Origin of the sequence: Verrucosispora sp. FIM060022 (assembly GCF_003977705.1) — a bacterium.
Lineage (GTDB): Bacteria > Actinomycetota > Actinomycetes > Mycobacteriales > Micromonosporaceae > Micromonospora > Micromonospora gifhornensis.
The window spans coordinates 62,196-75,830 of sequence record NZ_RQIV01000002.1 but is presented as its reverse complement, the minus strand read 5'-3'; the positions used below and the strand labels follow the sequence as shown (position 1 = coordinate 75,830).

Below are 13,635 nucleotides of genomic sequence, written 5' to 3'. Positions count from 1 at the left end.
GTAGCGGGGAGCGGTATCAGGTTGCGCGAATGTTGCTGCGCTGTCAACGGTCTTGGACCGGCACCGGCTTCCGTACCAGGGTGAACGGGGTGCGGTCCGGGCGTGCCAGGATGAACGGCATGGCACGGGGACCGGTGGCGTTCGTGCTCGGCGGCGGGGGTGTGCTGGGCGCGGTCGAGGTGGGCATGTTGCGGGCACTGTTCCGGGCGCGGATTCGGCCGGACCTGGTGCTGGGTACGTCGATCGGCGCGGTCAACGGTGCCCTGGTCGCCGCCGACCCGTCCGAGGCGGTCACCGACCGGCTGGTTCGGCTCTGGGCCTCGCCGGAGGCCAGCGAGGTGTACGGCGACTCGGTCGCCCGACAGCTGCGACGCTTCGCCGCCCGTACCCATCTGCACTCGCCCCGACCGTTGCGCAAGCTGCTGGAGAACGAACTGGGCGCGGAGACCACCTTCGCCGACCTGTTGGTGCCCTTCCGCTGCTGTGCGGCGAACATCGAGCGGGCCGCCGAGCACTGGTTCGTCAGCGGCCCCGTGGTGCCCGCCGTGCTCGCGTCGGCCTCGGTGCCCGGGTTGCTGCCGCCGGCACGCATCGGGGACCAGCACTACGTCGACGGCGGGATCGTCAACTCGATCCCGATCGGCGAGGCGGTCGCGGCCGGGGCCACCCGCATCTTCGTACTCCAGGTGGGCCGGATCGAGCGGGCGCTGACCCCGCCCCGGCGGCCCTGGGAGATCGCCCAGGTCGCGTTCGAAATCGCCCGCCGGCACCGGTTCGCCCGGGAGATGGCCGCCCTGCCCGACGGGGTGGAGGTGCACGTGCTGCCGACCGGCGGCCTGGAGCCGCGCGACGACACCCCGTGGGCGTACCGGGACATGGCGGCGGTCGGCCGGCGGATCAGCCGCGCGTACGCGGCGTCCCGGCACTACCTGGCGAACCTGGAGCGCTGATGCCGCTTCCGCCCAGGTGGCTGCGCCGGCTGTTGCTGGCGCCCGGTGCGGTGCTGCTGGCCGTGCTGCTGGTGATCACGGTGCCGTTCTGGGCCCTGCTCGCGCTGGCCGTCTCGCCGTTCGTGCCCGGGCGGCTACGCCCGCTGCGACTGCTCTGGATCGGCTGCTTCTACCTGCTCTGGGACGCGGCGGCGCTGGTCTGCCTGTTCGCGCTCTGGGTGGCCAGCGGGTTCGGCGCCCGGGTGAACTCGCCCGCCTTCCAACGCGCCCACTACGTGCTGGCGGGCTGGTTCCTGCGGGTGTTCTTCTGGCAGGCCCGGTGGGCGCTGCGGCTGAGCATCGAGGTGGTCGGCACCGACCCGGACACCGCCCTGCCGGGCCGTCCCGAACTGGTCGTCAGCCGGCACGCCGGGCCAGGTGACTCGTTCATCCTGATCCACGCCCTGGTGAACTGGTTCCAGCGGGAGCCACGCATCGTCCTCAAGGACACCCTGCAGTGGGATCCGGCGATCGACGTGCTGCTCAACCGGCTGCCGAGCCGTTTCATCGCGCCCGGACAGGACGGTCGGGGGACGATCAGCGAACAGGTCGGCCATCTGGCCACCGGGCTGGATGACGATGACGCCTTCGTGATCTTTCCCGAGGGCGGCAACTTCACCCCGAGGCGTCGACTGCGGGCCATCGAACGGCTGCGGGACCGGGGACACCACCGGATGGCGGTGAAGGCGGAGGCCATGCGGCACGTGCTCGCCCCGCAGCCCGGTGGGCTGTTGGCGGCGCTGGATGCCGCGCCGGACGCGGGGGTCATCTTCGTGGCGCACACCGGGCTGGACAAGATGCTCACCGTCGCCGACGTGTGGCGGGAACTGCCGATGGACAAGCAGTTGGTGATGCGCTTCTGGTCGGTGCCGCCGGAGGAGATCCCGGCCGGGCGGCAACAGCGAATCGACTGGTTGTACGACTGGTGGAGTCGGATAGACGCGTGGATCGCCGCCAATCGCGACGGTGCCGCGTAGGGTTCGTGGATGGACCAGATCAGCGTGGTGACGACGGTGGTCGACGCGCGTTCGGTCGCGGACCTGCTGGCCGCCGCTGCGGTGGCCGGACGGCAGGCGGCCTGCGCACAGGTGGGCGGTCAGGTGGAGAGCACGTACTGGTGGCGGGGCGGGGTGGAGACCAGCACCGAATGGTCGGTGCAGTTCAAGACCGCACCGGACCGGGTCAACGCCCTGGTGGAGCAGATTCGCGCCAGCCATCCGTACGAGGTGCCGGAGATTCTGGTCAGTCAGGTGTACTGCGGTCACCCTGAGTACGCCGCCTGGGTGTTCGAGCACACCCGTCCCTGAGTATCCGGACTCTGGTGCGGCTGGCCGCGCGGGTCAAGGATGACTGCGTGACTGGCTACCCCTGCCCGGCGTGTGGTGCGCCGGCGAACCTCGCCTCGGGCTGCTCCGGATGCGGCCGGCCGCCGTACCCGGCCGCCGCCGAGGTGATCCAACTCGACCGTGAGATCGTCGAACTCGGCGCTGCGACGCGACAGGCGCGGGCGACGTACGAAGGGTTGGCCGGTCGGCTCCTGACGGCGCAGCGACGCCGCGCCGAGTTGGCCGCCGCGATCCGCACCGAGTTCCCGACGCCGACCCCTCCGGCCAACGTGGCCGGGGCGGTGCCGTCCGCTGCGAAACCGGTCGCGGTGCCGGCCGGGCCGGGCGGGGCGCTGCCGGCGGGGCCGGGCGGGATGCCGCCGGTCGGGCCAGGTGGGGCGGGGTCGGGCGGGTGGCCTGGCATGACGCCGGTCGACCCGGCGGCGCGGCCGGGTGGGGCGGAGGCCTCGACCCGTACCGTGCAGGGGTTGCTGTTCGTCCTGGGTGGACTGCTGCTGGGCACCGCGGCGACGGTGTTCACGGCGGTGGCCTGGGCGTCGGTGGGCGTCACCGGCCGGGCGCTGATCCTGCTGGCGCTCACCCTGCTGCTGCTCGCCGTGCCGCTTGTGGCGCGCTGGCGCGGGTTGCGGGGCACCGCCGAGACGTTCGCCGCCGTCGGGCTGCTGCTGGTGGTGCTCGACGGGTACGCCGCCTGGTCGGTGGACCTGTTCGGGGTGACCGCCTGGCCGGGCAGCCTGTACGCGGCAGTGGTCGCGGCCGTCAGCGCCGCCCTGGCCGCCGGGTACGCCCGGCTCAGCCGGCTGACCGTGCCGTGGTTCGCCGCACTGCTGGCCGGGCAGCCGGTGCTGCCGCTGGCCGTCGCCGAGGCGCGGCTCGGGCCGGGCGGGCTGGCGGTGGTCTTCGTCGGGGTGGCGCTGGCCGACCTGGCGGTGCTTGTCGCGCTGCGGCGGCCGAGGGACGTCGCGGGCGAGGGGGCCACGACGACCTCGGCGGTACGGATCGCCGGCCAGGTGACCGCCGGTGCCGGGTACGCCGTGGCGCTGCTGCTCGCCGCGGGCTGTGCGTTGGTGCCGCTGCTCGTCGGCCGGGCCGGCGGGGTGGCGGTGCTGGCCGGCGTACCGATGCTGCTGGTGGCGCTGGCCCTGCTCGGTGCGGCGCTGCTGCTCGGCGGTGCGGTTGCGCGGGCGGTGACGGCCGGTGCGCTGGTGCCGGTGCTCGCCCTGGCGCTGATCCGCCCGGTCGGGGAGCTGCGCGGATCGGTGGTGCTGGTGGCGGCGGCCCTGGTGGTGGCGCTGCTGGCCGGTGCGGTACGCCTGCTTCCCGCTGGCTGGCAGCCCGGTCCCCGGATCGGTGCCGTGCTGGTGGCCGCCGCCACGGCGACGCTGACCACGTTGTGGGCGGTGGTGCTGGCGGGCGCGACGGTGGGCCGCTCGTTGCCGCCGTGGCGGGGGGCCACGGCCGGGCCGGACTACCCCTGGGGCTGGCAGTTGCCTGTCGCGTTGGCGTTGACCGTGGCGACGCTGGCCTGGCTGCTGCCCCGGGTGGCCCAGCCGGCGATCGCGGTGATCGGCGTCGCCGCCACGACGCTCGCCCTGCCGGCGGCCTGGGCCGCACCGTGGCCGGTCGTGGTCGCTGTCGACCTGCTGGTCGCGGTGGCGCTGCTGGCGGTGTCGGTGGCCCGCCCGGTGGGCCGGGCGACGGTGCTGGCCTCGGCACTGGCCGGCGCCGTGCTGCTCGGGCACGGGCTGCTGGTCGGCCTGGCCGGCCCGGCGGGGGCGGGTGCGGCGTGCGCGGTGGTGCTGGTCGCCGGCCTCGGCGTGGCCGCGGTGGGTCGCCGGGGCGGGCCCGAGCAGCGCGTGGTGGCCGGGTTCGCGCTGCTCGCGGCGGTGCTCGTGGTGCCGGCCGGTGCGGCGGTCGCGCTGATCGGCGCCGGTGCACCGCCCTGGTGGCAGTCCCGGGCGGCACTGGCCGCCCTCGTACTGCCGGCGGTCGCGCTGGTCACCCTCCGGACACACTGGACCGACCTGCGGGCGTACGCCTCGACCGGGTTCGCCGTGGCGGCGACCCTGACCGGGCTCGTGTCGGTCGCCGTACCGGGTGACGAACCGTTGACCCTCTACGCGGCCGGTACGGCGCTGCTGGTCGCGCTGGCCGGGTTCCGGTCCCGTCCCTCGGTGGCGTTGACGGTGGCGGGTGTCGGGCTGGCCGCCGTGGCGGTGCTGGCCGCTGTCCCGGTGGCGCTGACCGCGCTGGTGACCCCGTACGGTCCGCCGCCCGCCATCTGGTCCGGCGCACCGGCGGTCCGGTCGGTGGTGGGCGCGGTGCCGGTGGGAGTGGCCCTGTCGGTGCTGGCTCTGGCGGCGGTACTGGCGACCTGGCCGACCGGTCGGGCCGGCGGCAGGTGGCGTCTGGCGGCGGCGGTGCTGCCGTTCGTGGCGCTGGCCGGGCCGGTGCTGCTGGTGGCCGCCCGGGCACCCTGGCCGGTGGTGCCGACCGCAGCGCTGTTCGGCGGCGTCGCCCTGCTGCTGGTCATCGCGGTGCGGCCGGTGGACGCCCCGTTCGTGGCGGTCGGCGTGCCGGTGGGGCTGGTGCTGATCGGGGCGGGACTGCTCAACCTCCAGGCCACCCGGGCCGGGACGCTCGCCGGGCTGGGTCTGCTGGTGGTGGCGGCGACCGTGGCGGGGGTGGCCGCCCGGCGGCATCTGGTGCGGCTGGCCGGCTGGCTGGTCGCGGTCGCGGCGGCGACCGGTCTCGCCATCACCGCCTCGCTGGCCGCCGGGCAGCCACTGCGGGTGGCGGCCTTCGCGGTGCTCGGCGTGGCCGCCGTCGCACTCGCCCTGGCCGCGATCGTTTCCGGCATCTCGGCGCTGTCGGGTCGGGTGCTGGACGCGGCCGCGCAGGCGGTGGCGCTGGTCGGGATCCTGCTCACCATCGGTGCGGCTCGGCACGCCGCCACGGTCTGCGTGCTCTGGGCCGTCGCGGTCGGGCTGCGGCTGCTGCGCCGGGGCGAGTCGACCGCGCGGCGGTGGGTCTTCGCCGCGATCTCCGCCGGCAACGTCCTGCTCGCAGTCTGGCTGCTGCTGGGGTCCGGTGGGGTGACGGTGCTGGAGGCGTACACCGTGCCGTTCGCGGTGTTGGCGCTCGGCGCGGGCACGGTGGTGTTGCGTACCCGACCGGGGTTGACCAGCTGGCTCGCGCTCGGCCCCGGTCTGGCCGCGGTGCTGTTGCCCAGCCTGGCCGCCGTGCTGTTCGGCGCGGACCCGCAACCGTGGCGGCGGTTGCTGCTCGGCGCGGCCGCGCTCGCCGTGACGCTGCTCGGGGCGATCCGACGCTGGCAGGCACCGGTGGTGCTCGGTGGGTCGACGCTGGCCGTGCTCGCCGTGCACGAGCTGGTACGCAGCTGGGACCTGCTGCCCCGGTGGGCCTACCTGGGCACCGCAGGACTGGCCCTGATCGCCCTCGCCACCACCTACGAACGCCGTCGCCGCGACCTGCTCCGCCTCCGCGCCACGGTCAGCCGCATGAGCTGAGTGGCCGATCTTGGTACGAAAGCGCCCCTCCAAGGGCACTTTCGTACCAAGATCGGGCGGCAGGGTCAGTTGAGTTGGGAGAGTTGCTCGGTCAGGTCCTTCGGGGCGTCCATCACCTCAGCGGCGGCGGGCGGAGTGATATCCGGCGTGGCCCCGAAATCGCCGAAGGCGACCGTGACGGCGCCGAGGCTCATGTCGACGTCGCTCAGGCGCAGGGTCAGTTCGGTCAGTCGCCCCTCGGCATCAATCTGCGCTTTGAAGGGCAGCGACCGGAGCGTTTCGGCCGTGGATTCCGGCAGCTCGGTCAGCGCGACGGACGAGGTGTGGGTGAGGTCGAGCGTGCCCGAAAAGTGTCCGGGCGCTTCGCGTCGTACCTCGACGATCTGTCCCACAAGCTTGCCAATCTCTCCCGGATCGCCATTCGGCATGATGTCCAGGCCGATGGTCGTCAGGACATCCGCTGAGGGCATCCGCAGCCAGCGGCCATCCCACAGGTCATCGAAGCGAAGGAACGCGCTGTCGTTCACGGCGGTCATCGCCCATCGGGTCACCTTGCCGTCGGCGGTCACCTCGGCGGTGACGGCGAAGTCGCCGGCCGCGGGGTCCACCGCTGCGGTGGCGGTGAAGAGCAGCGACAGACTGGTCCTGCCCATGGTCATCGTCGAGGTGGTCTGTCTGGTCAGCTCGGCTGCGGCGACCAGTACCGCGCGTGGGTCGGGCGGCAGGCTGGTGACCGTCGCAGCCGGAGGTGCCGGCGCAGCGGGAGCACAACCGGACAGGCAGAGGGGCACCAGCGCGAGTGCCGTACACACGGTCGCCAGCGTGCGGTTGCGCATGATGTGTCTCCATGTCCGGCCGGCGACCATCGTCTGATCCGGCGGTCAGTGTAGGGGTGAGGGCCGGCGGAGTTGTTGGTCGACGCCGTGCTGGCGGTCAACGGTAGGGTCTGGCCATGGCAGAGGTGCTCACCGCTGAGGCGGTACGAGACGAGCTGGGTGGGCTGGCAGGGTGGTCACAGGACCCGGCCGGGATCACCCGTACCGTGGAGCTGGCCAGCTTTCCGGACGCCATCGGGCTGGTCGACCGGGTCGCCGCCACGGCCGAGGAGCTGGATCACCACCCGGACATCGACATCCGCTGGCGCACCGTGACCTTCCGCTGCGTGACCCACTCGGCGGGCGGCGTCACCCGGCGGGACATCGAGCTGGCTCGGCGGATCGACGAGATCGTGGGAGGCACCCGATGAGGTTCGAGATCAGCAAGGTGCTGGACGCCATCGAGGGGCGGGTCTGCACCGATCCGCAGTTGGCCCGCGCGGTGGTCGACCTGGCCGAGATCATCCGTTACCAGGACCTCGACGGCGGACGTCCGGCCAGCACGTTGCGCCTCGGCATGGTCATCGACGCGCTGGCGCGCAGCCTGGAGGAGGACAACGTCCCGGTCTACGCGGTGGTGCACCGGGGGGTGCTCTCCGACGCCGACCTGACCTCCAACGAGCGGATGGTGGTCCGCCGCTGGGCCGACGACGGCCTGGTCGAGGTGCTCGACAACCCCGGTGACCGGATGCTTGAGGTGGCCGACCTGCTCGGCCTGCCGGTGCTCAGCCGGGTGCGCTTCGACGGCCTGCGCGGGCGGTTCCCCTGGCTGGTCGAGCAGCCCGGTCGGGTGGTCGCCCCGGTGCCGGGTGCCGGCGGACCGGTGTTCATCGCCCACGTCGGTGGCGGTCACACGCCGGTGGCCGGGCCGCCGTCGCCGGCCGCGGCGCAGCTGCTCGCCCGCGAATGGCGCTGCTCGGAGTCGGGCTGCAACCTGTTCGGGGGAGGTGGTGGCGGTGGCGCCTTCGCCGACCTGGCCCGGGTGGATCGTGCGCCGACCGGTCAGCCGCCACCGTCGCTGCGCAACGGCGTGCCGACCTGCCCCCGGCACGGCAGCCGGCTGCGCGACGCCGGACCTCGGCCGCGCAGCGAGGTCCTCGCGGTGCGCGTCGGTGGCCTGATCCGGCGTCGATTCGCGCTCACCGAGGAGCAGCCGGTGCTGGTCGGCCGGGCCCCGGAGGGCAGCGGCGGCATCATGCTCGGGCAGTGGCTCAACGACGAGGCCCGCCGCTGGATCAGCCGCAGCCACCTGCGGTTGGAGTTGCGTGGCAGCGACGTGATGGTCACCGACGTGAGCACCAACGGCTCCGGCATCCGTCCGGCCGGGTCGCTGGCCGACGCGGACCGCATCCCGCTGGCCCCGCAACAGTCCCGCGTGCTGGCCGGCGGCGACATGGTGGAGCTGTACCCGGGGGTGCAGATCGGCCGGCCGGCCGACCTGCCGTCGGGTGCGCCGTACAACCCCGACTCGGTGATGTCCGAGGCCCCGACGATGGCGATGCGCCTGCCCCGCTGAACCCGACGCCGTGACGCGGGTGGGCGCCCGGGACCTGGCACCCACCCGCGTCGGTACGGCTGCTCAGCCGGCCAGTACCGCCGCCAGCTGTGCGACCGCGTGGTCGATCTCCTCGGCGGTGATCGTCAGCGGCGGGGCGAGCCGGATCGTCGAGCCGTGGGTGTCCTTGGCCAGCACGCCACGCTCCATCAGACGCTCGCACGCCTCCCGGCCGCTCATCAGCGCCGGGTCGATGTCCAGTCCGGCCCACAGACCCCGACCGCGTACGGCGACCAGGCCCTTGCCGATCAGGGCGTGCAGCCCGGCGTGCAGCCGTTCGCCCAACTCGGTCGAGCGGCGCTGGAACTCGCCGGTGGCCAGCAACCGGACCACCTCGGTGGCCACCGCGCAGGCGAGCGGGTTGCCGCCGAAGGTGGAGCCGTGCTGGCCGGGCCGCAGCACGCCCAGCACGTCGGCGTTGGCCGCCACCGCGGAGACCGGCACGATGCCGCCGCCGAGCGCCTTGCCCAGCAGGTACATGTCCGGTACGACGCCCTCCTGCTCGCAGGCGAACGTGGCCCCGGTACGCCCCAGCCCCGACTGGATCTCGTCGGCGATGAACAGCACGTTGCGCTCGGTGCAGAGCTGACGCACCCCCGGCAGGTAGCCGGCCGGCGGCACCACCACACCCTGCTCGCCCTGGATCGGCTCCAGCAGCACCGCGACAGTGGTCTCGTCGACCGCCTCGGCCAACGCGGTCAGGTCGCCGTACGGGACGATCCTGAAACCCGGGGTGTACGGCCCGAAGTCCGCGCGGGCGTCGTCGTCGGTGGAGAAGCTCACGATGGTGGTCGTACGCCCGTGGAAGTTGCCCTCCGCGACCACGATGGTGGCCTGACCGGCGGGTACGCCCTTGACCTGGTAGCCCCACTTGCGGGCCACCTTGATGCCGGTCTCCACGGCCTCGGCCCCGGTGTTCATCGGCAGCACCAGGTCCTTGCCGCACAACGCGGCCAGCTCCCGGCAGAAGTCGGCGAACTGGTCGTGGATGAACGCCCGGCTGGTCAACGTCAGCTTGTCGAGCTGGGCGTGCGCGGCGGCGATCAACGCCGGGTGACGGTGGCCGAAGTTCAGCGCGGAGTAGCCGGCCAGGCAGTCCAGGTAGCGCCGACCGTCCACGTCGGTGACCCAGGCACCCTCGGCGGAGGAGATCACCACCGGCAGCGGGTGGTAGTTGTGCGCGGTGTGGCGCTCCGCGTCCTGCACCGCGGCGGGGGTCCGCAGCATGTCCTCGATCATCGGCTTGCCTTTCCCTGACGGAGTCGCAACGTGCAGCACTTCGGGCCACCGCCGGCCTTACGCAGCTCGGACAGGTCGACGCCGATGGTCTGGTAGCCCCGCTCACGCAGCTTCGCGGCGAGGCCGGTGGCCTGCTCGGGCAGGACCACGTGCCGGCCGTCGCTTACCGCGTTGAGGCCGAGCACCTCGGCGTCGGCCATGGTGGCGTGCACCGCGTCCGGGAAGAGTCGACGCAGCACGGCCTGGCTGCCGCGGGAGAACGCCTCCGGCAGGTACGCCACGGTCCGCTCGTCGAGCACGGTCAACGCGGTGTCCAGGTGGTAGAAGCGCGGGTCGACCAACTGCATGGTGATCACCGGGTAGCCGAAGACCTCCTGCAACTGGGCGTGCGAGGCGTGCGCGGTACGGAATCCGGTGCCGGCGAGCAGGTGGTCGCCGGCCAGCAGGATGTCGCCCTCGCCCTCGTTGACGTGCTTCGGGTCGTACATCTCGAAGCCGGCTTGCTCGAACCAGGCACGGTAGGCGGGGGCCTCGTCGGCGCGCTGCGGGTCGCGGAACTGCACCGCCATCGCCTTACCGTCGATCACGGTGCCGCCGTTGGCGGCGAAGACCATGTCCGGCAGACCCGGCACCGGAGTGATCTCCTCAACGGTGTGCCCCAGGTCCCGGTACACCTGACGCAGCCGCTCCCACTGCCGGACGGCGAGATCGGTGTCGACGGGGGCGGTCGGGTCCATCCACGGGTTGATCGCGTAGTCGACGGCGAAGTACGTCGGCCGGCACATCAGGAAGTGCTGGCGGGTGGCGTCCATCGTCATTGTCCTGCTCCCAGGGTCTCCGCGCGCCCTGACCACCGGCGGCCCACGGGCTGGCGCGTGGCTCAACCGTATGCGCCCCCGACCCGCATAATCCACCGCAGACCCTTGCAGAATGCAGCAGATCGTTGCGTCTGAAGACCTTGCGACGGCTGATCGTTGCGCCGACTACGTGATCGACTACCCTGCCCGATGTCCGCGCGCTCGGCGGCGCCGCCGTTTCGGCGTTGTGGGGGTGTCGGGTGGGTGGGAGACCGCCGTTTCGGCGAAACGGTGGCTGGGAGTGGCGGGATGGGCTGCGGACACACGTCAGGGGCGGCGAATGGCCGCCCCTGACGACATGTGTGTGCCCGGCTGGTGAACCACCAGAACTGGTCGGGCTCGCGGCCGGTTCCTCACCGGCCGGGCGCCGGTGAACCACCGGCGCGGCGAAATGTGCCCCCTAGAACCGATCCACAAACTGTGAATCAAGCCACTCACGCAGCCGGGTCACCGTGTCACCGTCGGTGTTCGGCCAGTCGTACTGCCCGGTCATCGCCAGCACGCCGAGCACCACCGCGCCGAGGCCGAAGGCGATCCCGAGCAGGGCGTCGGGCTTGCCGGCGACGTGCCGCCGCCGAGTGGCGATCAGGCCGAGCACGGCGAACACCGCGCCGAGGGCACCGATGCCGATGCCGTACCCGGCAAGCGTCCCGGTGAGTACGAACAGCAGGCCGGCGACCCCGACGATCAGGCCGACGGTGGCCAGCAGGCTGGGCCGCGGTCGCCGACCGGCAACCACCTGCGCCTCGTCCGCCGACTCCCGGCCACCGGTGCGCTCGACGCTGCCGTCCCGCTCACCGTCGAGCGGGTCACGCTCCGGGGCGCGCTCCAGATCGTCGGCGCGGGTCCGGTCGGTCACGCCGCTGCCGGCGATCACACCGGTGGCGGTCGCGCCGTTCCGGGCGGTCGCGCCGTTCCGGGTGGTCACTTCGGTGGGGGTGGTCGTGCTGGTGGGGGTAGCGGCGGTGTCGTTTCGGGTGGTCGTGCTGGTGGGGGTGGTGCGGCCGGTGGGCGGTACGGGGGTGGTGGCGCGGGCTCGGCGGGAGCCGTCGACGCCGGACCGGGCCGTGGCGGCTCGGGCAGCGGCCCGCTCGGTGGCCGGCCGATCGGTGCTGTCCACGGGGGCAGCTCCAGCGACGCCGCCGGTGGCAGCTCGGTCGGACGCCCGCTCGGCGGTTCCTGACCGGTCGGCGGCGGCCGGGTTGGCTGCCCGGGTGGCGGCTGTGTCGGCTGGGCGAGCGGCGGCCGGGTTGGCTGGGCGCTCGGCGGTTGCCGGGTTGGTTGGGCGCTCGGTGGTGGGGGCCGCTGAGCTGCTGCGGTAGGCCCCATCGTTGCGGTCGGTGGGCCGGGTGTCGGTGGCGACCGTGGCACCGCGTTCGGCGTCCTCGTCGAGGGTCGTCGCCGGTTCCGTCCGGCGGGACAGCGAAGGAAATCTCATGGCTTCACCTCCTGATCATGCGTGGCAGGCCCCCACCCCCCGACCACCCCACGCGCCAACACCCCCACACGTACCCAGCGACTCTTCAGGCAACACGCGAGAGGGCGCAGAGTTCAGCGGCGGGGGCGGGTGAAGGGGGAGAGGGCGGAGGTGAGCAGGGCCATGCGGCGAGGGCGGGAGACGAGCACCGGGCGGTCGCGTACGCACCGCACGAGGACCTCGACCGCCTGGTCGACCGAGATCATCATCGGCCGTACCGGTCCCTTTGCCATTTTGGTGTCCACGAAGCCGAACCGGACGGTGGTCACGCTCACGCCCTGTCCGCGCAGCGCCGCCGACAGCCCCATCAGGTACGACGACAACCCGGCCTTCGAGCCGGCGTAGCCGGGTGCGTCCCGGGAGACCAGCCGGTCGGCGAGGCTGGACAGCCCGATGAGGTGGCCGTCGCCGGCCGCCGCCATCCGCGGTACGACCGTGGACGCCGTGCGTACCGCGCCCATCAGGTTGACCTCGAAGGTCCGGGTCTGCGCGTCCAGGTCGGCCAGGTCGACGGGCTCGCCGATGCCGGCGGCGTACACGCAGAGGTCCACCCCGCCCAGCTCGTCGATCGCCTTGCCGAGCACCCCGGGATAGTCCGGCGCGGTCACGTCGACGGTGTGATGGGTGTACGTGGGGACGGCGATGGGGTTGTCCCGACGGGACAGCCCGGCGACCCGCCAGCCGTCGGCCAGCAGTCGACGGGTGAACGCCAACCCGATCCCGTCGCTGTTGCCGACCACCACCGCGCGCCGCACCCGATCCGTCATGACCCACCGTCCTTCTTCGCACCGGCGTGGCATCGCCGTCTCCGGCGTCCCGAGGCGCAATTGAACCAGACGTTCGGGCATGATCCTTACCGGCGAGTAGCGGCAGAGCACCTCCTTCGATTGCGGCCGTCAACAACATGCCCCTCCTGTCCGGTGAGTCGGGGTAGGGGCTGGCTACGCTTGGTGGTCGTGCCAGAGGGACACACGATTCATCGCCTGGCAGCTCGGCACGCCGAGTTGTTCGTCGGGGACAAGGTGCTCGCCACCAGCCCGCAGGGCCGGTTCGCCGAGGGTGCCGCGTTGCTCTCCGGGTCCGTCCTGGAGCAGACCGAGGCGTACGGCAAGCACCTGTTGCACCACTACGCCGGTGAGCGGATCCTGCACGTGCACCTCGGCCTGTACGGCAAGGTCACCGACGGTCACGGTGAGCCGCCGGAGCCGGTGGGGCAGATCCGGCTGCGGCTGGCCACCGACCGGCACTGGCTCGACCTGCGCGGCCCGACCGCCTGCGAACTGCTCACGCCACCCGAGGCGGCGGCACTGCGGGCCCGCCTCGGCCCCGATCCGCTGCGCGCCGACGCCGACCCGCAGCGGGCGTACGCCCGGATCTCCCGCAGTTCGACGCCGCTGGCGGCGCTGTTACTGGATCAGTCGGTGGTGGCCGGCACCGGGTTGATCTTCGTGACCGAGGCGCTGTTCCGCGCCGGGCTGTCGCCGACCCTGCCCGGCCGGGAGCTGACCCGCGCCGGCTGGGACGCGCTCTGGGTCGACCTGGTGGAGCTGATGACGCTCGCCGTCGGTACCGGTCGGATCGACACCGTCCGCGCCGAGCACCTGCCCGAGGCGATGGGGCGCCCGGCCCGCGTCGACCGGCACGGCGGTGAGGTGTACGTCTACCGCCGCCCCGACCAGCCGTGCCACGTCTGCGCCACCCCGATCAGCCGAGGCACCATCACCGCCCGCAACCTCTACTGGTGCCCCACCTGCCAGATGTAAGGAA

Annotated in this window: 12 protein-coding genes; 7 read left to right on the top strand and 5 right to left on the bottom strand. The window is 73.0% G+C overall.

The features are described from left to right. Positions 1–119 precede the first annotated feature (119 nt). From EG812_RS06885 to EG812_RS06870, 4 genes are read left to right on the top strand one after another with little or no spacing between them, the layout of a single operon-like run. Positions 120–950 carry a patatin-like phospholipase family protein gene (locus tag EG812_RS06885; RefSeq protein ID WP_013735699.1) on the top strand — a complete coding sequence of 277 codons (831 nt, stop codon included), beginning with the start codon at positions 120–122 and terminating at the stop codon, positions 948–950. Beyond that, a complete protein-coding gene (locus EG812_RS06880; RefSeq protein WP_013735698.1) occupies positions 950–1,966 on the top strand; it encodes a 1-acyl-sn-glycerol-3-phosphate acyltransferase in 1,017 nt (338 codons plus the stop codon). The genes EG812_RS06885 and EG812_RS06880 overlap by 1 nt, the downstream gene beginning before the upstream one ends. A 9-nt stretch (positions 1,967–1,975) precedes the next feature. Next, entirely contained in the window at positions 1,976–2,296 is a 321-nt protein-coding gene (cutA, locus tag EG812_RS06875; RefSeq protein ID WP_126711153.1) for a divalent-cation tolerance protein CutA, read from the top strand. Positions 2,297–2,343: 47 nt separating this feature from the next. Beyond that, positions 2,344–5,865, top strand: a complete 3,522-nt coding sequence (locus EG812_RS06870) for an SCO7613 C-terminal domain-containing membrane protein (RefSeq protein WP_233579416.1) — start codon at positions 2,344–2,346, stop codon at positions 5,863–5,865. 65 nt (positions 5,866–5,930) lie between these two features. On the opposite strand, the gene EG812_RS06865 is transcribed toward EG812_RS06870, so the two are convergent. After that, positions 5,931–6,701, bottom strand: a complete 771-nt coding sequence (locus EG812_RS06865) for a hypothetical protein (protein WP_126711151.1) — start codon at positions 6,699–6,701, stop codon at positions 5,931–5,933. A 116-nt stretch (positions 6,702–6,817) separates the two neighbouring features. On the opposite strand from EG812_RS06865, the gene EG812_RS06860 reads away from it, so the two are divergent. Together EG812_RS06860 and EG812_RS06855 are read left to right on the top strand one after the other, a co-directional pair. Beyond that, positions 6,818–7,111 (top strand): 4a-hydroxytetrahydrobiopterin dehydratase, encoded by a 294-nt coding sequence (locus tag EG812_RS06860; protein ID WP_013735694.1) that lies wholly within the window; start codon positions 6,818–6,820, stop codon positions 7,109–7,111. Further along, entirely contained in the window at positions 7,108–8,256 is a 1,149-nt protein-coding gene (locus EG812_RS06855; protein ID WP_126711150.1) for an FHA domain-containing protein, read from the top strand. The genes EG812_RS06860 and EG812_RS06855 overlap by 4 nt, the downstream gene beginning before the upstream one ends. A gap of 63 nt (positions 8,257–8,319) precedes the next feature. Here the strand turns inward: EG812_RS06855 and rocD are convergent, their stop codons facing one another. From rocD to EG812_RS06830, 4 genes are all read right to left on the bottom strand, one after another. Then, positions 8,320–9,534: an ornithine--oxo-acid transaminase gene (gene rocD, locus EG812_RS06850; protein ID WP_126711149.1), complete on the bottom strand. Its 1,215-nt coding sequence runs from the start codon at positions 9,532–9,534 to the stop codon at positions 8,320–8,322. Then, positions 9,531–10,346 carry a dimethylargininase gene (gene ddaH, locus EG812_RS06845; protein ID WP_199743841.1) on the bottom strand — a complete coding sequence of 272 codons (816 nt, stop codon included), beginning with the start codon at positions 10,344–10,346 and terminating at the stop codon, positions 9,531–9,533. The genes rocD and ddaH overlap by 4 nt, the downstream gene beginning before the upstream one ends. 445 nt (positions 10,347–10,791) lie before the next feature. Then, complete coding sequence (locus EG812_RS29910; protein ID WP_286047690.1) at positions 10,792–11,829, bottom strand: DMT family transporter; 1,038 nt, start codon at positions 11,827–11,829, stop codon at positions 10,792–10,794. Positions 11,830–11,942: 113 nt separating this feature from the next. Next, on the bottom strand, positions 11,943–12,635 hold the full coding sequence (locus tag EG812_RS06830; protein WP_013735689.1) for an SDR family NAD(P)-dependent oxidoreductase: 693 nt from the start codon (positions 12,633–12,635) through the stop codon (positions 11,943–11,945). A gap of 189 nt (positions 12,636–12,824) precedes the next feature. Between EG812_RS06830 and EG812_RS06825 the strand changes: the two genes are divergently transcribed. Continuing rightward, entirely contained in the window at positions 12,825–13,631 is an 807-nt protein-coding gene (locus EG812_RS06825; RefSeq protein ID WP_126711147.1) for an Fpg/Nei family DNA glycosylase, read from the top strand. The last annotated feature ends 4 nt before the right edge of the window (positions 13,632–13,635 follow it).

Excerpts from the sequence above, each read along its gene's own strand:
- EG812_RS06885 (WP_013735699.1), top strand. The coding sequence starts at position 120 with ATGGCACGGGGACCGGTGGCGTTCGTGCTCGGCGGCGGGGGTGTGCTG.
- EG812_RS06855 (WP_126711150.1), top strand. The coding sequence starts at position 7,108 with ATGAGGTTCGAGATCAGCAAGGTGCTGGACGCCATCGAGGGGCGGGTC.
- rocD (WP_126711149.1), bottom strand. The coding sequence starts at position 9,534 with ATGATCGAGGACATGCTGCGGACCCCCGCCGCGGTGCAGGACGCGGAG.
- EG812_RS06865 (WP_126711151.1), bottom strand. The coding sequence starts at position 6,701 with ATGCGCAACCGCACGCTGGCGACCGTGTGTACGGCACTCGCGCTGGTG.
- cutA (WP_126711153.1), top strand. The coding sequence starts at position 1,976 with ATGGACCAGATCAGCGTGGTGACGACGGTGGTCGACGCGCGTTCGGTC.
- EG812_RS29910 (WP_286047690.1), bottom strand. The coding sequence starts at position 11,829 with ATGAGATTTCCTTCGCTGTCCCGCCGGACGGAACCGGCGACGACCCTC.
- EG812_RS06830 (WP_013735689.1), bottom strand. The coding sequence starts at position 12,635 with ATGACGGATCGGGTGCGGCGCGCGGTGGTGGTCGGCAACAGCGACGGG.
- ddaH (WP_199743841.1), bottom strand. The coding sequence starts at position 10,346 with ATGGACGCCACCCGCCAGCACTTCCTGATGTGCCGGCCGACGTACTTC.
- EG812_RS06860 (WP_013735694.1), top strand. The coding sequence starts at position 6,818 with ATGGCAGAGGTGCTCACCGCTGAGGCGGTACGAGACGAGCTGGGTGGG.
- EG812_RS06880 (WP_013735698.1), top strand. The coding sequence starts at position 950 with ATGCCGCTTCCGCCCAGGTGGCTGCGCCGGCTGTTGCTGGCGCCCGGT.